Source organism: Paenarthrobacter sp. AB444 (genome assembly GCF_028736865.1).
In the GTDB taxonomy this organism is placed as follows: domain Bacteria; phylum Actinomycetota; class Actinomycetes; order Actinomycetales; family Micrococcaceae; genus Arthrobacter; species Arthrobacter nicotinovorans_B.
Genome location: NZ_JAQZBY010000001.1, coordinates 466,283 through 485,713, shown reverse-complemented (window position 1 = coordinate 485,713; position 19,431 = coordinate 466,283). Strand labels below are relative to the sequence as shown.

Annotated in this window: 13 protein-coding genes and 1 pseudogene; 3 read left to right on the top strand and 11 right to left on the bottom strand. The window is 59.9% G+C overall.

From position 1 onward, the window contains the following. Window positions 1-311: 311 nt before the first annotated feature. From PQ627_RS02195 to PQ627_RS02150, 10 genes and pseudogenes are all read right to left on the bottom strand, one after another. Complete coding sequence (locus PQ627_RS02195; protein WP_274258175.1) at window positions 312-1,805, bottom strand: carboxylesterase/lipase family protein; 1,494 nt, start codon at window positions 1,803-1,805, stop codon at window positions 312-314. Between the two features lie 209 nt (window positions 1,806-2,014). Then, entirely contained in the window at window positions 2,015-3,499 is a 1,485-nt protein-coding gene (locus tag PQ627_RS02190; protein WP_274258174.1) for a beta-N-acetylhexosaminidase, read from the bottom strand. A 343-nt stretch (window positions 3,500-3,842) separates the two neighbouring features. After that, a complete protein-coding gene (locus tag PQ627_RS02185; RefSeq protein ID WP_274258173.1) occupies window positions 3,843-4,802 on the bottom strand; it encodes an ROK family protein in 960 nt (319 codons plus the stop codon). A gap of 4 nt (window positions 4,803-4,806) precedes the next feature. Beyond that, the gene (locus PQ627_RS02180) at window positions 4,807-5,265 is read right to left on the bottom strand and encodes a hypothetical protein (protein ID WP_274258353.1); all 459 of its coding nucleotides are present in this window, start codon (window positions 5,263-5,265) and stop codon (window positions 4,807-4,809) included. A 174-nt stretch (window positions 5,266-5,439) separates the two neighbouring features. Then, window positions 5,440-6,279, bottom strand: a pseudogene (locus tag PQ627_RS02175) (glycoside hydrolase family 43 protein); the annotation flags it as partial. Further along, the gene (locus PQ627_RS02170) at window positions 6,276-7,199 is read right to left on the bottom strand and encodes a carbohydrate ABC transporter permease (protein WP_274258172.1); all 924 of its coding nucleotides are present in this window, start codon (window positions 7,197-7,199) and stop codon (window positions 6,276-6,278) included. The pseudogene PQ627_RS02175 and the gene PQ627_RS02170, both read right to left, overlap by 4 nt. Window positions 7,200-7,201: 2 nt before the next feature. Next, complete coding sequence (locus PQ627_RS02165; RefSeq protein WP_274258171.1) at window positions 7,202-8,107, bottom strand: carbohydrate ABC transporter permease; 906 nt, start codon at window positions 8,105-8,107, stop codon at window positions 7,202-7,204. A gap of 53 nt (window positions 8,108-8,160) precedes the next feature. Beyond that, window positions 8,161-9,510 carry an ABC transporter substrate-binding protein gene (locus tag PQ627_RS02160; protein WP_274258170.1) on the bottom strand — a complete coding sequence of 450 codons (1,350 nt, stop codon included), beginning with the start codon at window positions 9,508-9,510 and terminating at the stop codon, window positions 8,161-8,163. Continuing rightward, complete coding sequence (locus PQ627_RS02155; protein ID WP_274258169.1) at window positions 9,497-11,644, bottom strand: beta-galactosidase; 2,148 nt, start codon at window positions 11,642-11,644, stop codon at window positions 9,497-9,499. The genes PQ627_RS02160 and PQ627_RS02155 overlap by 14 nt, the downstream gene beginning before the upstream one ends. Window positions 11,645-11,751: 107 nt before the next feature. After that, window positions 11,752-12,747 carry a LacI family DNA-binding transcriptional regulator gene (locus PQ627_RS02150; protein ID WP_274258168.1) on the bottom strand — a complete coding sequence of 332 codons (996 nt, stop codon included), beginning with the start codon at window positions 12,745-12,747 and terminating at the stop codon, window positions 11,752-11,754. Window positions 12,748-13,163: 416 nt separating this feature from the next. On the opposite strand from PQ627_RS02150, the gene PQ627_RS02145 reads away from it, so the two are divergent. From PQ627_RS02145 to PQ627_RS02135, 3 genes are read left to right on the top strand one after another with little or no spacing between them, the layout of a single operon-like run. Then, on the top strand, window positions 13,164-14,918 hold the full coding sequence (locus tag PQ627_RS02145) for a DUF5605 domain-containing protein (RefSeq protein ID WP_274258167.1): 1,755 nt from the start codon (window positions 13,164-13,166) through the stop codon (window positions 14,916-14,918). A 6-nt stretch (window positions 14,919-14,924) separates the two neighbouring features. After that, a complete protein-coding gene (locus PQ627_RS02140; protein ID WP_274258166.1) occupies window positions 14,925-16,571 on the top strand; it encodes a hypothetical protein in 1,647 nt (548 codons plus the stop codon). A gap of 20 nt (window positions 16,572-16,591) precedes the next feature. Next, window positions 16,592-17,347 (top strand): SDR family NAD(P)-dependent oxidoreductase, encoded by a 756-nt coding sequence (locus PQ627_RS02135; protein WP_274258165.1) that lies wholly within the window; start codon window positions 16,592-16,594, stop codon window positions 17,345-17,347. A 282-nt stretch (window positions 17,348-17,629) separates the two neighbouring features. Here the strand turns inward: PQ627_RS02135 and PQ627_RS02130 are convergent, their stop codons facing one another. Further along, window positions 17,630-19,237, bottom strand: a complete 1,608-nt coding sequence (locus PQ627_RS02130) for a family 20 glycosylhydrolase (RefSeq protein WP_274258164.1) — start codon at window positions 19,235-19,237, stop codon at window positions 17,630-17,632. Between the last annotated feature and the right edge of the window lie 194 nt (window positions 19,238-19,431).

Sequence of the window (19,431 nt, the reverse complement as noted above, 5' to 3'; positions counted from 1 at the left end):
ATCTGAAAGAAAATCATGATGGCAGGTCCTTGCCCCACGAGCTGGGATGTCAAAGTGCTTAGGCGCATTGGGCGTGCTGAGCCCCGCAGCAGTACCGGGGGAGATTATCGGGTCGGGTCCAAGCGACAGGCGCGTACCACAAGCTTCTGAAGTCAGAACGTCGTCGAGGGTCCGGCCGAGAACGACGGAGCCGTAGTTCCATGCGACCGCATGGGCATTCCCAAGACAGACAGGACGCAGCACCGGCGGACCGGCAGATGCTCCCGGAGCTTTAGGCATTTGGCTGGAGGCGGAAGTGTGCGTCTCGGCTCTTAAACGAGGGCGCGCACGCTGTGATATCCATCAGGCACAACGTCAGGGCCGGAAACCGCCCCTCCAAAAATGCGCGTTGTTCCCGAGCTTTCTGACCAGGGCTTCCACCCAGGTCGGCCTTCTCGAATCATTTTGAGCGCAGCGCCGTGCACTTCGTCAGCGAGGCTCTGCGGAGGTTTGTCTCCCGCGATGTCAGCTACGTGGGGTTCGTTCAGGCAGTTGAACCAAAACGGGACGTCGACACAATGCAAAGCCCAGCGGCGGGTGGGAGAAGCCCACGAGAATCGGTACACCCAAGTGGGGGCCGAACCGCGGGCCTGCGCCGTTCTAACTACCGTCGATCGAAAAATTGCGTCGCCGATGTAGCGGCCCACCACTGCGGCCGTCCCCAGGCGTCGCTGTGCTCGGTTGTCAGCCAGGTAGGCTCGCCGTTGCGTGCGGCCGTTTACCAGTTTCGATAAAGCGATTGACGGCGGCACGAACCGCAGTTTGCTCCTCACGTGATCCGTGGCCATGGTGAACTCGTCATCCGTTGAACCGAGCACTAGAGGCTTATCGGCTCCGATGCCTTTCCGGAGCGACTCTAACGAAGGCTCTCGTAGAAGCTCACCGTCGACCGTCGGCCCAATGGCAGGGCCCGATGAAAGGACGCTTTTTATAGCCGACAGGTCATCATTTTCTTCAGAGACCGCTGCCTTCTGCTGCAGATCGATGATCTGTTGCTCGGTCACGGCAGAGAAGCCCGACAGCGAGTATTCAACACCAAGACGTTCAGCTAGTTGTACCGACAAAGCTGCGGCCCGCGGGTGGGGGATATCGGCAAGGGCGCCAGATAGTGCCCAAGCACCGCGGAATAGGTGCTGGGCTGCCGGCATCGCAAGTAGCGTAAGCACCGCCCCGCCGCCAGCGGATTGGCCAGCGATGGTAACTTGCGATGGGTCGCCCCCAAATGCGTAGATGTTACGGCGGACCCACTCCAGGGCCGCAAGCCAGTCACGAACACCCCGGTTCGATGGAGCCCCGGGAATGTGACCAAACCCTTCAAAACCCAGGCGGTACGAAATTGTGACCGTGACAACGTCGCCGCGATTGAATGTTCGACCGTCGTACCAGGGTGAAGCGGGCGAACCGCTGATATAGCCGCCACCGTGAATCCAAACCATTACAGGTAGCGGATCGTCCAACTCCGCAGGCTCAGGAGTGAAGACATTAACGTTCAGGACGGAGTCGCCTGCAATTGAAGGCTCAGGGATCAGGGTGATGCCAGGGTCACCGCGTTGGGCCGTGGCGCCGTATTGGGTGGCGTCGAGAAGTCCTTCCCACGGCTGTGGAAGTACTGGTGCCGCGTAGCGAAGGTCCCCGACGGGTGCCTGCGCAAAGGGGATACCGAGGAACGCTGCCGACGCACGGTTCTTGGGGGGAGAGATGCGCCAGAAACCGCGGACAAGGCCGGTTTCGGTTCTGACGACTGGATCAGTGGAACGTGGCGACATGGATGCCCTCTCGGATGGCGGCAGATTTTGTGCAGTGGGGAGCTTTAGTGAATACGTCTCAGTCCCTACGGCCGGCGTCCATCGGTGACGTTGTGGTGCATCTTGCCATGGGAACGTTCGAGAGGTTCGGGCAGCGATGAAGCTCAAGCGGTACGTCTGGCCGAACAGCCGCCGGCACGTTTACGCGCGGGCGGCTGTTCGGCTTCGATTCAGTCGTTGGGCGATCCCACCTGATTGATGATGGTCAGAAAGTCGGTGTAGTTGGCCGCCGGTTGAGGTGAGTTCCATGTCTTTTGTGCCATGGTACGCATGCGCGGGTAGATGTCAGCGGCTGCCTCGTCCTGAGTCCAGGTGCCCCCGCTGTTCCAGACGTTGAGCATGGATCCACGGACGCCGGGAGCACCGACTGGCACTGTCTTTGTTGGCGCAACCTTGACGTACTGGCCGTTTTGCTCAAAGTAGAGGTACCCGTAGAACTGATCAACCGACCAAGAGTCATACAGGTAGTTCGGATGGATCTGGGGTGTCTGGCCACCAGTGGGGTACGCGTAGGTCGGCAGGAGACTGTCGTTAACGATCTCGTAGCCCTTACTGAGAAGCGTCTGTGGCGTGAAGGGGCCGTTGGGGCCAAAAAAGTCCTCGCTGTCGGAGTCAGTCCAATACTGGATCACGATGTTCTTGTCGAGTTCAATTGTTGTACCGGGTCCAACATTGTCGTTCCAGGCTCGTCCGGTCTTTCCGGCGTCGCGGATAAACGCGTTCATCTCGTTGCCAAAAGCGATGATGGAGTCCTTGGCGGTTGCATTGGGTCCAACGGTCGTCTTGGCGTAGTTCAGAAGTTGCGGGTAGTTGTTGAACTGGCTGTTGGAAAGGTACTCGTCGAGACCGAGGTGCCAGTACTTCCCGGGGAACAAAGGCAGGTACTCAGCGACGACCTGCTTGAGTAGTTGGCGTGCCGCAGGGATCGTGAAGTCGATTTTTGTTGGGGAGACGTTGCCGTCCTTATCGACAAGGCGGTATTGCGGATACTTTTGCAACAGTGCTCCGAGGTGGGCTGGCATGTCGACTTCGGGAATGACTGTGATGTGGTACTGCGCTGCGTAATCCACGAGCGCGCTGATCTCGTTCTTGGTCAGGTACTGGGCGGACTGCAGCCCAAGATTGCTCTCCACACGCCAACCTTCATCATCGCTGAGGTGAAGGGCTAGGGTGTTCAGCTTGAGGCTTGCCATGTCCCGGACGCGTGCCTTGAGCCAGTCGAGCGTGAAGTACATGCGGCCCAGATCGATCATGACTCCACGTTCGGGGTACGTTGGCCAGTCGGTCGCTGTCCCGGCGGAGACCGTGGTTCCGTTTTTTAGTGACTGCAGAACAGTGCGTGTGCCGTTGAAGGCTCCATCTGGTGTTGTTGCGGTTATGGTGATGCTGTTGTTCACAGTTAGCTTGTAGCCTTGACCGCCGATGTCCGCGGCGTTGCCTTGAATCTGCAGCACAACGTCGCCCGGGCGAGGGTTGTTCCCGTTGCCTGCCACCTGAACTTTTCGGCCGAATCTACTGCCGAGTTCGGAGGCAAGGAGGTCTGCGACGGACTTCAGTTTGGGCATGTCGCCGGAGGCAATGAGGATACGGCTTGTCGGCGTGAACGTGAATTGTCCTTGTCCGGGGGTCCAGGATCGTAGAGCGGGAATTGTCACGGGCGGCGATGTGGTTGTCGTGGATGTTGTGGATGTGGAGTCATTCGGGGCCGCCGTTGCAGGCCCTCCAACGGCCATCCCCACGCTGACGCTTGCTGCGATGACACCTGCGAGTATACGCACGGCGCTGTACTTACTCTTCATTCCGTCTTGCCTTTCGTGTTGTTGTGTATGTCTTCTCTGCGGCGGCACTTGACCACAGAGTCTCTTGGCAGCGACCTGAGCCGTCTCTGAGGACAGATGGCTCAGGTGTGCAGTTTTTGGTGTTGGATTCGTTAGTAACGGCACCAGCAGGGGGAGTCGGGTTTTGTCATTGCCGGCCGCATGCCAACAGTGTTCAGCGCTAGGCGGAACTCGGTATCGCGTCTCGTGTCATCCCGCCGGCTAGACCGGCACCATGGAGGGCCGCCCCGATGGCGGCGGCGGGGTAGTCAGCCGGCAGCAGTTGAACCCGTCGTTCGAGCTCAAGGGACTCTACGAACGGCGACTCTCTGGCCTTGATTCGGAGGCAATCCAACAGAGGTTCAGTCAGGCCCCGCCCCAGGGAGCTCAGTCCTCCGGCGATGACCACCTCTGCCACATCGAAGGCGACAACAATCTGCTGCACCGTCCAGGCGAGGCGGGATATGAACCTCTCCTGGATCTCCAAGGCCGCCGGTTCCCCGGCGCTGGCTTTGCAGAAAAGATCTGCGGCCGGGTGGCCGTGAGTGGTTGGCCACATGCGGGCGATGGCTGAACCCGAGACGTACAGCTCGAGGCAGCCCCGCTGCCCACATTTGCACCGTGGCCCTGTTTCATCGACGGGGAGGTGGCCGATCTCGCCGGCCACGGATGTCTCGCCTTTGTAGAGTTCGCCTCCAATGACCAGTCCAACCGCCAGACCGGTGCCTAGGTTTAGCAGAGCCAGGGACTTTGCATCGTCGCGGTGGTGCGCGGCGCCCAGAGCTGCCATGCTGACGTCATTGCTAACAACTGTCTTGGTTCCGAGACGATACGTGAGGGCCCTGGCCAGATCTACGTCCACAAGGCCCACGTTGACTGCATGCTGCACGCGACCAGATGCGTCGACGACCCCCGGTACTCCGACACCGATGCTGGTGACTGGTCCGGTGGATTTGCTGACCATGTCGTAGACAGTATGGGTGGTTTCTATGACCGACTCGGCGCCCTGTCGTGTGGGCAGGGATGCCGACGCTACAACACCGCCGTTCCGGTCGAGGACAACGGCTTGCGTTTTTGTGCCGCCGATATCGATGCCCATCGTGTGCTGCCCGGAATCCGGGTAAGGGGAAAGGCTAGTCATATCTTCATGACTCCGTTGGCAGTGCGGAGAGAAGGAGCTCGTAGTCGTCGCTACCACGGTAGACGAAGTCGCTGAAGAGTGCCTGCTGTTCCTGTGTGCTGATTCCGATGAAGCGGCCGGTAAACCCGCCTGCAACCTCAGTGGAGAAGTAACGTCCGTCGATCCGCCCGACTTCCTGCCACTCGTTGTTGAGATGGGCATGCACAACTACCAGATCTGGACCGTGCTCGGGTGTGCCTTCAGGTCCCGTGGGCGGTGCGGTGAGGATTTCGACCGCTGTCGCGCCGTTGGTGGCCAGTTCACCAAGATGAACCTGGATGCCGCCGATTGTTGCGACGGCATGTATCCCGTCGCCGGCGCTCACAGTGACGTGATGGCGGGAGTCGATACGCAGCTCCAAAGCTGCACCTGATTCAAGGATGGCACGCGTGCTTGTGAAGAGGTGCTCTTGGCGGCGGCCCACGAAGGTGTGTGGCCCTGTTGACTCCAATTCCCATTTCGCATCATGGTTTCGCAGCTGCCCAGTTGGCAGACCCGAAGGTGAAACGAACGAAAGCGGGACGGACCCCGCCAGGGCTTCGGTGAAAACGCCCCCATCTGTCGGTTCAATGGGGGAACCCATCACGGGCCAATCATCCTGCCATTCAATTGCCGCGGCAAATGTTTCTCTTCCGAGGACATGCCAAGATGGTGTGGAGCCCTGGGTGCGTACGGCGAGGAAGACGACGGCCCAGGATCCGTCGGGTCGCTGAACCAAGTCGGCATGTCCGGTATTTTGAATAGGCCAGTCCGTGCTCCTCGCCGTTAACAACGGGTTGGAGGGACAGGACTCAAACGGACCGTTTGGTGTTGTGGACCTGGCCACGGTGACCGCATGACCACGTTCTGTTCCGCCCTCGGCGATGACGAGATACCAGTAGCCGTTTCGTCGAAAGAGGTGGGGGCCCTCGGGATACTGGCCTCCAGTTCCATGCCATATAGCTGAAGGCTCGCTCAGGAGCGATCCACTAGTTGGATCCAGCTCCGCCTGAAGGATTGCATGATTTCCCCCGGTCAGGCGTCCCGACCACGAAAGCCAGCATCGCCCGTCATCTCCCCAAGCGAGGTCAGGATCGATACCCAATGCCTGGGGGATTCGTACAGGGGCTGACCAAGGACCCTCTGGGTTCTCTGCGGTGACGAGGATTTGCCCCGGCCCATCCGTTACGTTTGTCGTCACCATCCAAAACGTGCCTTCGTGGTGGCGGAGTGTGGGGGCGTATATGCCCCCCGAATCCCTAATACCGACGTTATGGAGCTGCTCACTCCTGTTCAGTACGTTGCCGATTTGACTCCAGTTCGCAAGGTCATCAGATCGGAAGATCGGTACGCCGGGGGAGTATTCGAAACTGGAGGTCACGAGATAGTAGTTGCCGTCAACCCGGCAAATGCTCGGGTCTGGGTGAAATCCTGGAATGACTGGCCGGGACGGAATCATCCCTTCACTCCACCCGTTGCGAGGCCGGAGACCCAGAAGCGCTGTAGGAACAGGAACGCTACGATGAGAGGAATGACGGACACCATGGCACCGGTGAGCACAGTTGAGAACAGGACCTGCGCGCCACCACCCGCCGAAGCGTTTGCCTGCCATTGAGCAAGCCCAACGGTTACGGGATAGAGATTCGGTGTGTTGAGCATGATGAGTGGGAGGAAGTAGTTGTTCCACGTCGCCACGAGCTGAAACAACAACACAGTCACGAATCCTGGCGCCATCAAACGCATGGAGATAGTCGCGAAGGTGCGCATTTCGCCTGAACCATCTATCCGGGCCGCTTCCAGGAGGCTATCGTCAACGGCATCCGCGGCATAGACCTTCATAAGGTAGACGCCGTATGGGCTTACGAGTGAGGGCAGGATAATGGCCCACGGGGTGTCAGTCAGGTTGCCTGCTGCAAAGACTAAGTATGTAGGCAATGCAAGGGCTGTTAGCGGAACCATGATGGCTCCCAGAATGATGGCGAACACCGCCGAGTTTCCACGGAACTGGTACTTGGCAAGCGCATATCCACATGCCGTCGACAGGAGCGCCGCGCCGATCGCACTTACCGATGCGTAGAGGACGGTGTTCAGCATCCACTGCCAGAAGACTCCGTCCTGGAAGGAAACAAGGTTTCCCACGTTGTTGAACAGCTCGAAGGATCTGCCGAACCAGAGACCGAAGGTTCCGAAGAGATCACTGTTGTTCTTGGTGGTGGAGACGAACAACCAGAGTAGAGGCAGCACGAAGTAAAGCACTGAAATCCACAGGAAAACGGTGATCAGTGTGCTCCGCTGCTTTCGCTGTGGGGAGGAAGGGTTGCGGCGTGCGACGCGTGTCCGGTTCATCTGAGTGGATTGTTCTTCCTTCAAGGCAGTCATCTCTATCGCTCCTTTCGGGTTGCGCGCGTCTGCACGATGAATGAGATAACAGCGATGATGAGTCCGAGGAGGAAGGCAATCGCAGCAGCGTAGTTCACGTCTTGGTTCTTGAATGCCAGGCTGTACGCGTAGAGATTCGGGCTGTAGTCGGTGCCGACGGCATTCGGCGCGATGTTGAAGAGAAGGTTGGGCTCGTTAAAGAGTTGGAATGATCCGATGATTGAAAAAATGACGGTCAGGAGGATGGCGGGCCGAATGGCGGGCAATTTGATGCTCCATGCGATTCTCCATTGACCCGCACCGTCAATTTCGGCTGCTTCGTACAGGTCTGTGGGAATTGACCGCAGGGCAGCATAGAGAAGGATCATGTTGTAGCCGACGTATTCCCAGATCAGGATGTTCATCATCGATCCGGTGATCTTATCGGCTGACAGCAGGTCAGGTCTGGTCATTCCCAAGGCCTCGAAGATCTGCGTGATCAGGCCGAAGTTGTTGCCGTACAGGTATCCCCACATCAGGGTAGCTACGACGCTGGGAACGGCATACGGAACAAAGATCAAGAGTCGGGCGAGCTTGCTGCCACGGACACGACCGCTGTCAAGCGCGAGTGCAAAGAAGATTGAGAGCGCAATGCCGATCGGTACCTGGATAAACAGGAACAGAGAGACCCGGCCGAGCCCGGCCCAAAAACTAGGGTCCTGCAGGGCGCGGGCATAGTTCGAGAATCCACTGAAGACGGTCCCTCCGACGAGCTGGGAGGTGAAAAGGCTAAGGTATGCCGAGTAGACCAGCGGTACGACAAACATGGCGACGAAAACGACTAGGAAGGGTATTATCAGCGTCCAAGCCGCAATGGTTTGCGGTCGACGCAGGCGGCTGGGGCGGCGCCGGATGGTGGTTGTGCTCATTGTCTTCTTCTTTGATGGTGCCTGCCCGGGGCTGGCCCCGGGCAGGCGATGTGTTATTTGACGGTGAAGCCTTGCTGCTTCGCGTAGTTGACCAACTTGTCCTGCCACGCGTCCAGACCGGCGAGGAGATCACCGCGGTTGGTGATTGCCGTGCCAAGCGTTTCGTTGAAGGACGAGTTCGCGAAATCCATGAAGGGCAGGAAGTCGAAGTTTGGATCGACGTTCGTTGCGATCTCTGCATAGAGCTTGTTCACCTGTTGGCCACCGAAAAATTCGCTCTTCGCATCGGTGAATTCCGCAGACTCCAACGTTTTCGTTGTCGTTGGGAAAAGGGATGCGTCGTTAGCGAGGTGGATCGTGGACTCAAGCTCGGAGTTCACGAACTTGGCCAGTTCGTAAGCTGCAATGGGATTGGCGGTCTTGGCTATGACCGCGTTGGATGATCCACCCCAGTTACCTGAAACGTGGGCACCCTTGGTCCACTGTGGAGGTTCCGCTGCCCGCCACAACCCGCTGGTGTCCTTCACCGTTCCTTGAAGGAACTGGGGGCCCCATGCAGGAACAACCCAGCTGGCGTACTTGCCCTTGGCAAGACCTTGGTAGAACTCATCCGTAAAGTCAGGGTCCACGGAGACCAGGTCCTTTTTGATGAGATCCTGCCAGTAGCCGATGACCTTCTTGGCCTCGTCGGAGTTGACCTTGATGCCGACTTCGGTGCCGCCCTTGTATTCGAAGGGCTTCACTCCGGCCTGCCAGAACATGCCCACCCACTGCGGCATGTCATTGCCTGGCATATTGGTGATGTAGGAACCGGTCTTCGACTTAATGGTTTCCGCAGCGGTTGCGAAGTCGTCCCAAGTTGCAGGAGCCCCGTCGAGACCGGCCTTCTTAAAGATGTCGTCCCGGTACAGAGTCCCTAGCGGACCGGAGTCCTGAGGAACAGCCCAGACGCCGTCCTTGTTTGATACCTGGTTCCATGTCGATTCAGTGAACTGGTCCTTGAGCTTGTCGCCTCCGTACGGAGCAAGGTTCAGGAGACTTTCGGTCTGCTGGAAGGAACCGAGATAGTCGTAGCCGATTTGGGCCACGTCGGGGAAACCCTTGCCGGCTTTGAGGGCCGCCCGCAGCTTGGCGTATTCGTCTGCTCCGGAGCCGACGTTGACAACATTCACATCGATCTTCGGGTGCTTCTTTTTGAACATGTCAACTGACTGCTGGACGCCGTCGATCCAGGTCCAGTAGGTGAGCGTTGTGGGTGTGTCGAGTGCCTTGTCAATATCGGCCTGGGAAACTGGACCTGTCGAGGGGGTAGCGCCAGGTGAGGAGGTGCCGCAGCCGCTTAGCACGATCGCGCTGGCAAGCGTGATCGATCCCAGCAGCATTGCTGTCTTACGTGTTTTCATGATTTCTTTCCGTAGGTTGGGAGGGTGAATGAGCGAGTTGATTGGTGTGGGCGGCCTCGAACAATAGGGTGGAACGAGGCTCAAGGGTCACGAGGCTGCCTGCTTTGTATTCGGCGCCCGATTCGAGATGTCGTACAGAGAAAGGAGCCGTGATCTCCGCGCTTTCCGCAGACCAGTTTGAGACGAAAGTGAGAGTGGATTTGTCCGTTGTTCCCGTGGAGATGGTTACTGCCGGGTCAGCTGCCCACCTCCGACGGGCGTTGTCCGGAACGAGCCAGCGTCCCAGACTCCTTCCCAGGGCTGGGTTAGGAACTGTGGCCACATAGGTGACCCTGCCCTTCCCATAGCTGTTGGTCGTGATTGCTGCATGGGCGCCAAGTTCATTGTGGTCGAACGTAACCAGGGTGGAAGCGGATCCAACTTTGAGGATGTCTACCCAATCTATGCCCGCCGAGCCCTCTTCGAGGTCAAATCTCCCGGCACCCTGTACGAGCAGTTCCCGGTCAAGGTTGCTGTATTCGTCATAGGTCAGGCCGGCTGCGTCCGTCATGAGGGGCGGAGCAACTTCCATTCGGGCACGAGCAAGGTGGTCGCCGTAGCCGCTCCGAACTCCGGTGACAAGGTGACCACCCGCGGCTGCGTATTCCTTCAGCCACTTCAGGGTCACGTCGTCCACGACGTAGAGTGCGGGCACCACCAAGATGGGAAATCGTGCCAGAAAGTCGTTCAAAGGCGTGTCCAAGAACTGACGAACGTGGTGGATGCGCACCTGTGCTCCGGCGTCGAACAATCCTCGGTAGAACGCATCAAAGATTTTTTCATACGCCCTCCGGTCTGGTCCTCCTTCTGGTGCCGGGAGTGGGGGATACGCCTCATAAGACCATTTCGTGTCCGTGGAGTAGAGCATGGCCACGTTAGCGTCGGGTACATAGTTGTCCAGCGTTGTCCCGATTTTTTCCAGACTCGCGCCGAGTTCGGCGACTTCGTGATAAATCCGACCGGGTTCTTGGCTGTGCGGGAGAACCCCTCCCCAGTAAGTTTCCGCACCAAAGTGAAGTGTGTGCCAGTGCCAATACTCAATCATTCGAGCGCCGCGTGCTAAGAGAGCGAAAGCTGCTTGTTTGATTTGGCCCGGATACGGGGGATGGTTCTGCCATGGGTCGCCGACGGATTGCGCATTCGTCTCAGTGACCAGGAATTGTGATTGAGCAGAGGAGTACGCCCGGTCGCCCCATTCAAACAGGGCCCAGATTCCCGTGGACCACCACAGTTCCGGTCGAGGCACTTCGACGCCGTGCTCAAGTCCGTCCTGCATCTTGTAATAGGGATTGCCGGCGACGACGTCCAAAGGCTGGACGATCTCGTCATCCGAAACTTGAGATCGACTGTAGGAAAGGCACGTCGTGATGAACTGGTCGGGGTTCGCATATTCACGGACGATGGCGGTCTGCCAAGCGATGAGTTCCGTTGCCAGTGTGGCTTGGAATCGTCTCCATTCGAGCTGGTACTGGGGCACGGTGTTGGCGTCAGGCCTCCACAAGTCCGCCCAGTCGGAGAGCCTGTGGGACCAGTAGACCAGACCCCACTGTTCGTTCAGGTTCTCTACCGTGCGGTACCGGTCCTTGAGCCATTCGATGAAGCGCTGAAACGTTTGCTCGTTATGTGGCAACTGGAAGCCCGGTTCGTTGTCAACCTGGAAGCCGATAACAGCCGGATGGTTCGCGTACCGGGCGATGACCTTCCTTACCACGCGCTCTGCATAATACCGATAAGCTGGTTCGCTCTGGTCCATTTCCTGTCGAGCACCCCAGCCATTCCGGGTCCCCGTCCGCCGTTCGGCCGCTATCTCGGGGTGGAGTCGCTGAAGCCACGGAGGAATGGCGTAGGTCGGCGTACCCAGGATGACGCCGATTCCCCGCTCGTAGGCGCCATCCAGGACCGGCTCCAGCCAATCCAGTTCGAATACACCCTCTCGCGGTTCCCACGTGGACCACACCGATTCGCCGACCCGGATAACGTTGAAGCCGGCCTTGCGCATCAGATCGAGATCCCTCTCAAGGGTCCCCTGCGGCTGGTACTCCGCGTAGTACGCGGCCCCGAAAAGGATCCCGGAGAAGGTTGGCTTCGTAGCCATAAATGAATCGCTTTCTTAGAAGAATTAGGTATGTTGTCGACAACATTTCTAGTGAGGTTAGTCTCATTTGCTGCTTATGGCAAGACCCGGTAGACCTGCTACATGGCTTAGCGCAGGCGGGCCGTAGATTTCCGGGCCACGATTCGAGGGCTCGCAAGCGACGGCTTCGCCGTCTGGTTTCGACCCTCTATTTCGCGAATGAGTGCATCAAGCACCACTCGGCCCTCGGCCTCGAAGTCCATGGCAAGTGTAGACAGAGCTGGAAGGTAGTATGCCGCTTCCGGTATGTCGTCGTTGCCCATGACGCTAAGGTCGTTCGGTACCGACAGGCCGGAGGCGTGGGCTGCCGATATCAGTCCCATGGCCATACTGTCGTTGGCAGCTCCAACGGCGGTTATCCGCCTCTCGGCGGAGCTGAGTTCCTCCCAGACCCGGTAAGCCGAGGCGGCAGACCAGTCGCCTTCCCGCACCCAGGCGAGCTGGCCTCCCCGTTCTTCGACCCTCCGCCGGAATCCTTCCAAACGTCCAGCGGAGGCGAGCCACATCTGGGATCCTGCGACATAACCAATATGGCGATGTCCGAGATCCAGCAGGTGATCAGCGGCGAGCCGGCCGGCGAGTTCACTCAGCGAGGGGCCTTCGTCGCTAACGCCGAACTGCGAGCCCAGGACCATTGGGCCACTGAAGGAATGTCTGCGGAGTTCCTCGTAGACGATTTGGGTTTGAGCTGTGGCGAGGATGCCTGCGACCTGATGTTCCGTGAGTACTGCCAGGGAGGCTTCGACTGCTGCCGGACTCGTGCCGTCCGCCACCACAATGTCCAGTACATATCCCCGTTCATGAGCCAGTTGGCTAGCTCCTCTGAGAATTCGACTCGGACCGCTTTCGTCGATGCGGTCAGCGAGTACACCGATACGGTTTGTGTGTTGGCTTCTCAGCAGCCGGGCTGCGCTGTTGGGGCGATAGTCGAGGGTTCGCAAGGCGGCCGCGACGCGTTCGCGCGTGGCGGGGCGCATTCCTTCGAAACCTTGGAGATACCGGGTCACGGTCTGGTGCGAAACACCCGCCTCGCGGGCCACATCATAAATCGTTGCTGCTTTCACATCACATTCCTATCGTGTTATCCGCCTTGGGGCGAACACCGGTTCTTGGGTCAGGCAGAAAGTCGATGTGCGGCTCGGGCCCCGCGGCTTGGTTGCGGCTGCCGCGCCAGTGTTCGGGGTCGACATCGGGATGCTCAAGCCAGGCCGCGGATGGGTTTGGGGCCCGGGTGGCGAGGCCGCAGCAGGGCAAGTTTCGGACCAACCTCATCCTCGAGATATCCACATGCCAGAGCAATCTTAGCGACGGTATGGTCGAGATGGTTGTCCAATTTAAAACCGCATGCGATGCTGTTTTAGTCTTGTTGTGCACGTAGAGTAGCCGTTCATGGTCACCGGCGCCTGAAAGCCAAAGTCAGAAGTGGCATTGGTCCTTTCGTATGGCGCGGATGCGCTGCCGGCTGACCCTGAAAGGAACCATGTCTACCTTCACCCCAGACACACCGCTCTTCGATGTGATGCGCGACGCCTCCGCGCATCGGATCATCTCCGCTGAAATTCCCGAACTGGCGAGCAACCCGATCCTGCACACCCTGTACCACTACCCGCTTGGGCTCATCCTTGGCACCGAAGAGCGCCTCCGGGACGATGAGGTGCTCTGTGCCGACATCCTGGCAAGGATCACCGCGATCGACCCGTCGCAGACGCCCGCACTGCCGTCGTCGAACGTGTCTGTCCCGCAGCCGGACTATGAAGCGGATGGCACCACGGAAGGCAGCGCGAAGGCGGGCTTCGCTGCGACGGCCGCGAAATGGTCGCCGTTCGAAGTGGAGCTCAAGGGGCCCGAACATGGAAACCCGTTCACCGACGTCGAACTTCTTGCGGACTTCACCAGCGCCGGCACGAAGCTCACCGTTCCCGGTTTCTACGACGGCAACGGCACCTACCGGATTCGTCTGCTGGTACCGGAAGCCGGGCGGTGGACCTTCACGACGCGCAGCAACGCCCGTTCGCTCAACGGCATCAGTGGAACGTTCGACGCCGGTGAGGCCGCCTCGCGCGGCCTGGTGCGGGTCGCCGAGCAATTCCACTTCGCCTACGACGACGGCACCCCCTACCTGCCGATCGGCACCACTTCCTACGTGTGGACGCATCAGGGCGACGCCCTGGAACAGGAGACCCTGGAGACCCTGGCCAAGGGCCCATTCAACAAGATGCGCATGTGCGTGTTCCCGAAGTCCTACCTGTTTAACGAGAACGAACCGGAGATCTACCCGTATGAGGGATCAGTTGCCGAGGGCTTCGACTACCTGCGTCCCAACCCTGTTTTCTGGGCACACCTGGAGCGCCGCATCGACCAGCTGGAGGAACTGGGCATCGAAGCGGACCTGATCCTGTTCCACGCCTACGACCGTTGGGGTTTCTCTACCATGAGCCCGGACCAGGACGACTTGTTTGTGAAGTACGCCGTGGCTCGGCTGGCTTCCAAGCGAAACATCTGGTGGTCCCTGGCCAATGAATACGACCTCATGTTCGAGAAGTCCACCGAGGACTGGGAACGCATCGCGGACATCGTGACCGCCAACGATCCCAACGCGCACCTGCTCTCCATCCACAACTGCCGCGAGTTCTACGACCACAGCCGGCCGTGGGTGACGCACTGCAGCATCCAGCGCCGGGACATCTACAAGACGGCCGAAATGACCACCGAATGGCGCGAGCAATACGGCAAGCCGATCGTCATCGATGAATGCGCTTATGAGGGCAACATCGACCAAGGCTGGGGCAATATCACCGGCGAAGAAATGACGCGCCGCTTCTGGGAAGGCGCCATGCGCGGCGGGTACGTAGGCCACGGCGAAACGTACATGGACTCCGAGGACGTGCTCTGGTGGGCCAAGGGAGGATCCTTCAAGGGAAGCAGCCCCGAGCGCATCGGCTTCCTCCGCCGCATCCAGGAAGATGCACCGGGCGGACGGTTCGAACCGCTCCCGGGACACTGGGACGTGGTTAGTGCGGGGTTGGAGAACCAGCACGAGCTCATCTACTTCGGCTTCTTCCAGCCCACCTACCGCCGGTTCGTGAAGCCCCAGGACATCACCTTTGAAATCGACGTGATCGACACGTGGAACATGACGATGGAGACACTCCCGGGGACGTTCTCCGGGCGTTTCCGCGTGGAACTCCCGGGCCGGCAATTCATCGCGCTGCGGCTGCGCGCTGTGGAGGCCTAGCGGTTCATGGGCATGTATGCGTTTGGTCCGTGGACGGTGGACCTCCGTGGCGATGAGCTTGCCGATATCCGGCACAGGGGATTGCCCGTGTTGCGGGGGCTCCGGGCCGTGGTGCGGAACCGCAACTGGCTCACGTTGACCCCTTCGGTGGTGTCCTGCCGGGTTGAGGAAACCGGCGATTCGTTGCGCTTGGGCCTGGACGTTGAATGGGAGGGCTACACCGACCGGTACGCGGGACGGGTGTCCGTGGTGTTGGACGGTCTCGGCGTTTCCGTCGTCTTCGAGGGGACCGCCATGGCGGAGTTCGCTTCGAACCGGATCGGCCTGGTGGTCCTGCACCGGCCCGACGACGCCGGGCGGGCCGTGACGGTGACGTCTCCTGCGGGGGTCCTTACGGAGTCGGCCTTCCCCGAGCACATCAGTGCCCATCAGCCGTTCGTGGATATCGCTGCGCTTTCCTGGGAACGGGACGGTGTTGCGTACCAACTGAACTTTGAGGGCGACGTGTTCGAAACCGAGGACCAGCGGAATTGGACGGACGCCTCGTTCAAGACCTACAGCACACCCTTGTCGCGGCCCTTCCCTGTGATGCATCGGGAAGGGGACACGGTCAGCCAGAGCCTTCGGCTGAGTGCCCGGCAGGCGGTGCGGGTTGGGTCGGAGGCCGTGGGGGTGGTTCCGGAGTTGGGGATCTCGGGGGTTGGGTCCTTGCTTGCGGAGCTCGCCTCGGACCCGATGCCTGGGCCCTGCGCGTTGCCTGGGATTGGGTCCTTGCTCGCGGAGCTCGCTTTGGACCCCGTGCCGGGGAGTGGCTGTGTCTCCGTGGAAGCTGCTGTGGAGTTGGCTTCCAGGCTGGGTCTTCCGCTTGATGCCCGGATTGTTGCCTCCTCCCCGGCGGAGGCCGTTGCCGTACTGCGGTCCCTGCCTTTGGACCGAGTCGTGCGGCTTGGCGTGTACAGTGCCGCCAGCCACGTGACGGAGGCGGAGTTGTGGGATGCGGTTGCTGTTGAGGCCAAGGAATTGACGTACGACGGCGAACTGCTCGCCGGGGCGCGCGGCCACTTCACCGAGCTCAACCGCAACCCGGGCAGCGCTGTTCCGGAAGCCGGGGGAGTAACCTACTCGATCACGCCGCAGATGCACGCCGTGGAACGCGAGGCGGTCATCGAGACCTTGGCCATGCAATCGCTGACGGCGCGGGAGGCGGGCCGCATTGCAGGTAGCAGGCCGCTGCATCTTGGGCCCGTGACCTTGGCTCCCCGGTTCAATGCAGTTGCCACGGAGGCCCCTCTTGCGGAGGAACTTCCATCGCGTGATCCTCTGCGGGAGACACCTTTCGCGGCGGCGTGGCTGTTGGGCAGTGTTGCGGCTTTGACCGTTCCCGGGGTGGCCTCCGTGAGTTACGGCGTCGAGCTTGGGGCTCCGGCAGGAGAGTTGTTGCTTCAACTCGCTTCACTGCGTGGGCGGGAGGTGCTGACCTGCACGGAACCCGGGACTGTCGCCGCCTACCCGATACGGACGGCGGATGGATTGCTGGTGTTCGCAGCCAACCTGACAGGTTTCGCCTCTGCCATACGGTTCATCGGCCCCTCCGGGGAATACCGGGACGTGGAACTTGCACCATGGCAGACCACCACTGTGCTGCTGCCCTGAGGAACTTTGGAAAAGGAATCATGATGAACGCACGACTCGAAGGAAAGACCGCACTGGTCACGGGAGCCGCGTCCGGCATTGGCCGGGCTGTGGCCAGCCGTTTCGTGGCCGAAGGGGCCACGGTGTACTTCGCTGACCTGAACTACGAGGCTGCCGTTGTCGCCGCCAAGGAAACCGGTTCGGAGGCTGCCCGGCCGCTTCTGATGGACGTCTCGGACGAAGCCAGCGTCGAAGCGGCCTACGCTGCGGTGATTGAGCAGGGGTCGCTGAACGTGGTGGTCGCGAACGCAGGGGTCCAGCTCTTCGGGCAGGACGCACGCGTCGGAGAGCTGGACCTGGAGGTGTGGGAAAAGACTGTCCGGATCAACCAGCGCGGCGCTTTCCTGACCCTCAAGCACGCCGTTCGTTCCCTGAAGCACGGCGGCTCGATCATTTGCACCGGAAGCCCCACCGCCGTGGTGGCCTGCGGAGGCACTTTCACTGCTTACACCAGCTCCAAGGCCGGCGTCCACGGCCTCGCCAGGGTGGTCGCCGCCGATTACGCAGCCGAGGGAATCAGGGTCAACACCGTGGTCCCCGGCTACACGGAAACCCCGTTGGTGCAGACCATTGCCGAGAACCCGGAACAGCGGGCCGGGCTGGTGGATGCCACCATGCTCCGACGCCCCGGTCGTGCCGAGGACGTGGAAGGCATCATGGTCTTCCTGGCCAGCGACGATTCCGCCTATGCCACCGGCGGGCTGTTTACGGTCGACGGCGGCCTCACCGCCTTATAGGGGCCAGGCCGCCGTCGCAGGTGAATCGTCAGGGCAGTTCGACTGACGTATTCCCTGCGGGGGAGGTTCGAAGTATGGGTGCATCTCCGCTGGTTCCGCTGACGGCAATGTAACCCTGTCCGACCCGGGATTGATCGCAACACTGCTTGCTGAGGAGATCGGTCTCTTCTTCGGGCACATTGATGGTTCCCGAGCCGGGGGATTGCTACGGCCGCAGTTCGTGAGCTCCCCGAGGAGGAAGCCAGCTACTCCTTGGAACCGGCTGCTTGAAGATGACGATCGTCAGACTCTCCAGTCGATGGAGTCCACTTGGAACCAATTCCACCCGAACCGGTTCCACAGGCGAGCATGCATGGAAAGGCGGGCCCGGTGATGTTCCCATTTAGCCGTGCCCGGCTCCGCCCAGCCAACTTCCGCCAGACCCGGCAGCCGCGGAAGCAGTAGCGCCTCCAAGTCTTCGGGGCTGTGAATTGTTTCGCCCCATAGTGCTGCTTCTATGCCAAGAATTCGTTCCCGATTTATGGGCTGCGCCGCTGCGACCGGATTCCATTCGAGGTAATCCTGAAGGTGGGTTGGAGGGTAGAACGGCAGTCCTAGACGATCACCGAGGTTCTTTTGTCCGATGGATATGGAGCTTTCCGCATACGGACGATCGAGGTAGGCATTCCGTGTCGGCGACAGTATGACATCGGTGCTTTGCTCGTTGATCCGTTCCTTGTCACCCACGGCTCGTAGGAAGCTCTCGGCAAGCAACGCGGCCGTTTCTCCTGCGAGCCCCGGGGCAGTTTCCGACGCGTCCTCCGAGGCACTCGTTGAAGCGTATGCCCTGGGTTCGTTGCTCCGCGCGGCCAGTTCATCCGCGAAATCTATCCAATATTGAACGACCTGAGCAGGGCCGAGCTGAGCTCGACATGTTTCCTGCCAGCCAATTGCGCTTTTGCCGAGGTCTTTTACTACGCTCACGACGCTCCGAACAAAGTCGGCCTGGTCATCTGGCGTCATCCCGAATGCCTCGTCTCCGCCGATGTGGAGGTACTGCCCTGGTGTCATCGCTGCTAACTCACTGAGCACGTCCCGTACGAACTTGCTCACGAATCCGGGGGCGCCGTCCATATTGGCAACGGGGAACTGTTCATCGGCGGCGGCTACCCCTTGTGAACTGAGCTGCGGGTAAGCGCGGATTGCAGCTGCTGAGTGCCCCGGCATATCGATTTCTGGAACTACGGATACGAAACGCTCAGCGGCGTAGCTGACGATGTCCGAAAACTCCGACTTGGTGTAATACTGTCGGGCCTCCCCGTGGGAGGGCGGAGGTGTCAGCAGCGGCCAGGACTCTATCTCCAGCCTCCAGGCTTCATTGTCGGTCAGGTGCAGGTGCAGGGTGTTGAACTTGTACAGAGCGATGACGTCGATAGTTCGCTTGATGTCTTCAACGGAAACAAAGGACCTTGCTACGTCCAGGGAAAGGCCGCGCCACCTCAATGCAGGTTTGTCGACGATTTTCAGTTGAGAAAGATCGCCCTCCGCGGTCCCCACGAGTTGTATTAGGGAAGTCAACCCTCTGTAGAGTCCCTCGGAGTCATGGGCCTCAACGATGACGCCTTCAGAGGTGACCGACAAGCCGTAGGCTTCTTTGCTGCTAAGTGTGCGCGATCGAACGCCGTTTCCGTGAGGGCGGGTCACATGGATTCCGCCTGTTGGGGGAACGGAGGTCACTTCCGGGGCGGGCAACGACACGCCTGCCCATAGACGGAGGTCTTCACGAAATCGTGCTGCCACCGGTAGGAAGCGGACGTCACTGACCGTGAGTGATCTGAGTGCGCCCACAGGTACCGAGGATGAAAGGGGTGTGACCTGTAGCGGCGCCGGGATAACGGAATGGATGCTCATAGCTTGATTCCCTTCTGGGTGACCACCGTGGACACCTCTACCTGGGTGCGCGTGAGGGGGCTCAGCATGGTTAGTTCAGTCTCGCATTCATTTACCGTCGGATTTCCGGGTTACTTATATCCATGGCTTCCTTTTCTGACGTGAGCTCCTTCAAGCTGCGACTGCATCTTCCGAGGTCCTTGCGGGGCATCTCA

Excerpts from the sequence above, each read along its gene's own strand:
- PQ627_RS02195 (WP_274258175.1), bottom strand. The coding sequence starts at position 1,805 with ATGTCGCCACGTTCCACTGATCCAGTCGTCAGAACCGAAACCGGCCTT.
- PQ627_RS02185 (WP_274258173.1), bottom strand. The coding sequence starts at position 4,802 with ATGACTAGCCTTTCCCCTTACCCGGATTCCGGGCAGCACACGATGGGC.
- PQ627_RS02170 (WP_274258172.1), bottom strand. The coding sequence starts at position 7,199 with ATGACTGCCTTGAAGGAAGAACAATCCACTCAGATGAACCGGACACGC.
- PQ627_RS02165 (WP_274258171.1), bottom strand. The coding sequence starts at position 8,107 with ATGAGCACAACCACCATCCGGCGCCGCCCCAGCCGCCTGCGTCGACCG.
- PQ627_RS02160 (WP_274258170.1), bottom strand. The coding sequence starts at position 9,510 with ATGAAAACACGTAAGACAGCAATGCTGCTGGGATCGATCACGCTTGCC.
- PQ627_RS02155 (WP_274258169.1), bottom strand. The coding sequence starts at position 11,644 with ATGGCTACGAAGCCAACCTTCTCCGGGATCCTTTTCGGGGCCGCGTAC.
- PQ627_RS02145 (WP_274258167.1), top strand. The coding sequence starts at position 13,164 with ATGTCTACCTTCACCCCAGACACACCGCTCTTCGATGTGATGCGCGAC.
- PQ627_RS02140 (WP_274258166.1), top strand. The coding sequence starts at position 14,925 with ATGGGCATGTATGCGTTTGGTCCGTGGACGGTGGACCTCCGTGGCGAT.
- PQ627_RS02135 (WP_274258165.1), top strand. The coding sequence starts at position 16,592 with ATGATGAACGCACGACTCGAAGGAAAGACCGCACTGGTCACGGGAGCC.
- PQ627_RS02130 (WP_274258164.1), bottom strand. The coding sequence starts at position 19,237 with ATGAGCATCCATTCCGTTATCCCGGCGCCGCTACAGGTCACACCCCTT.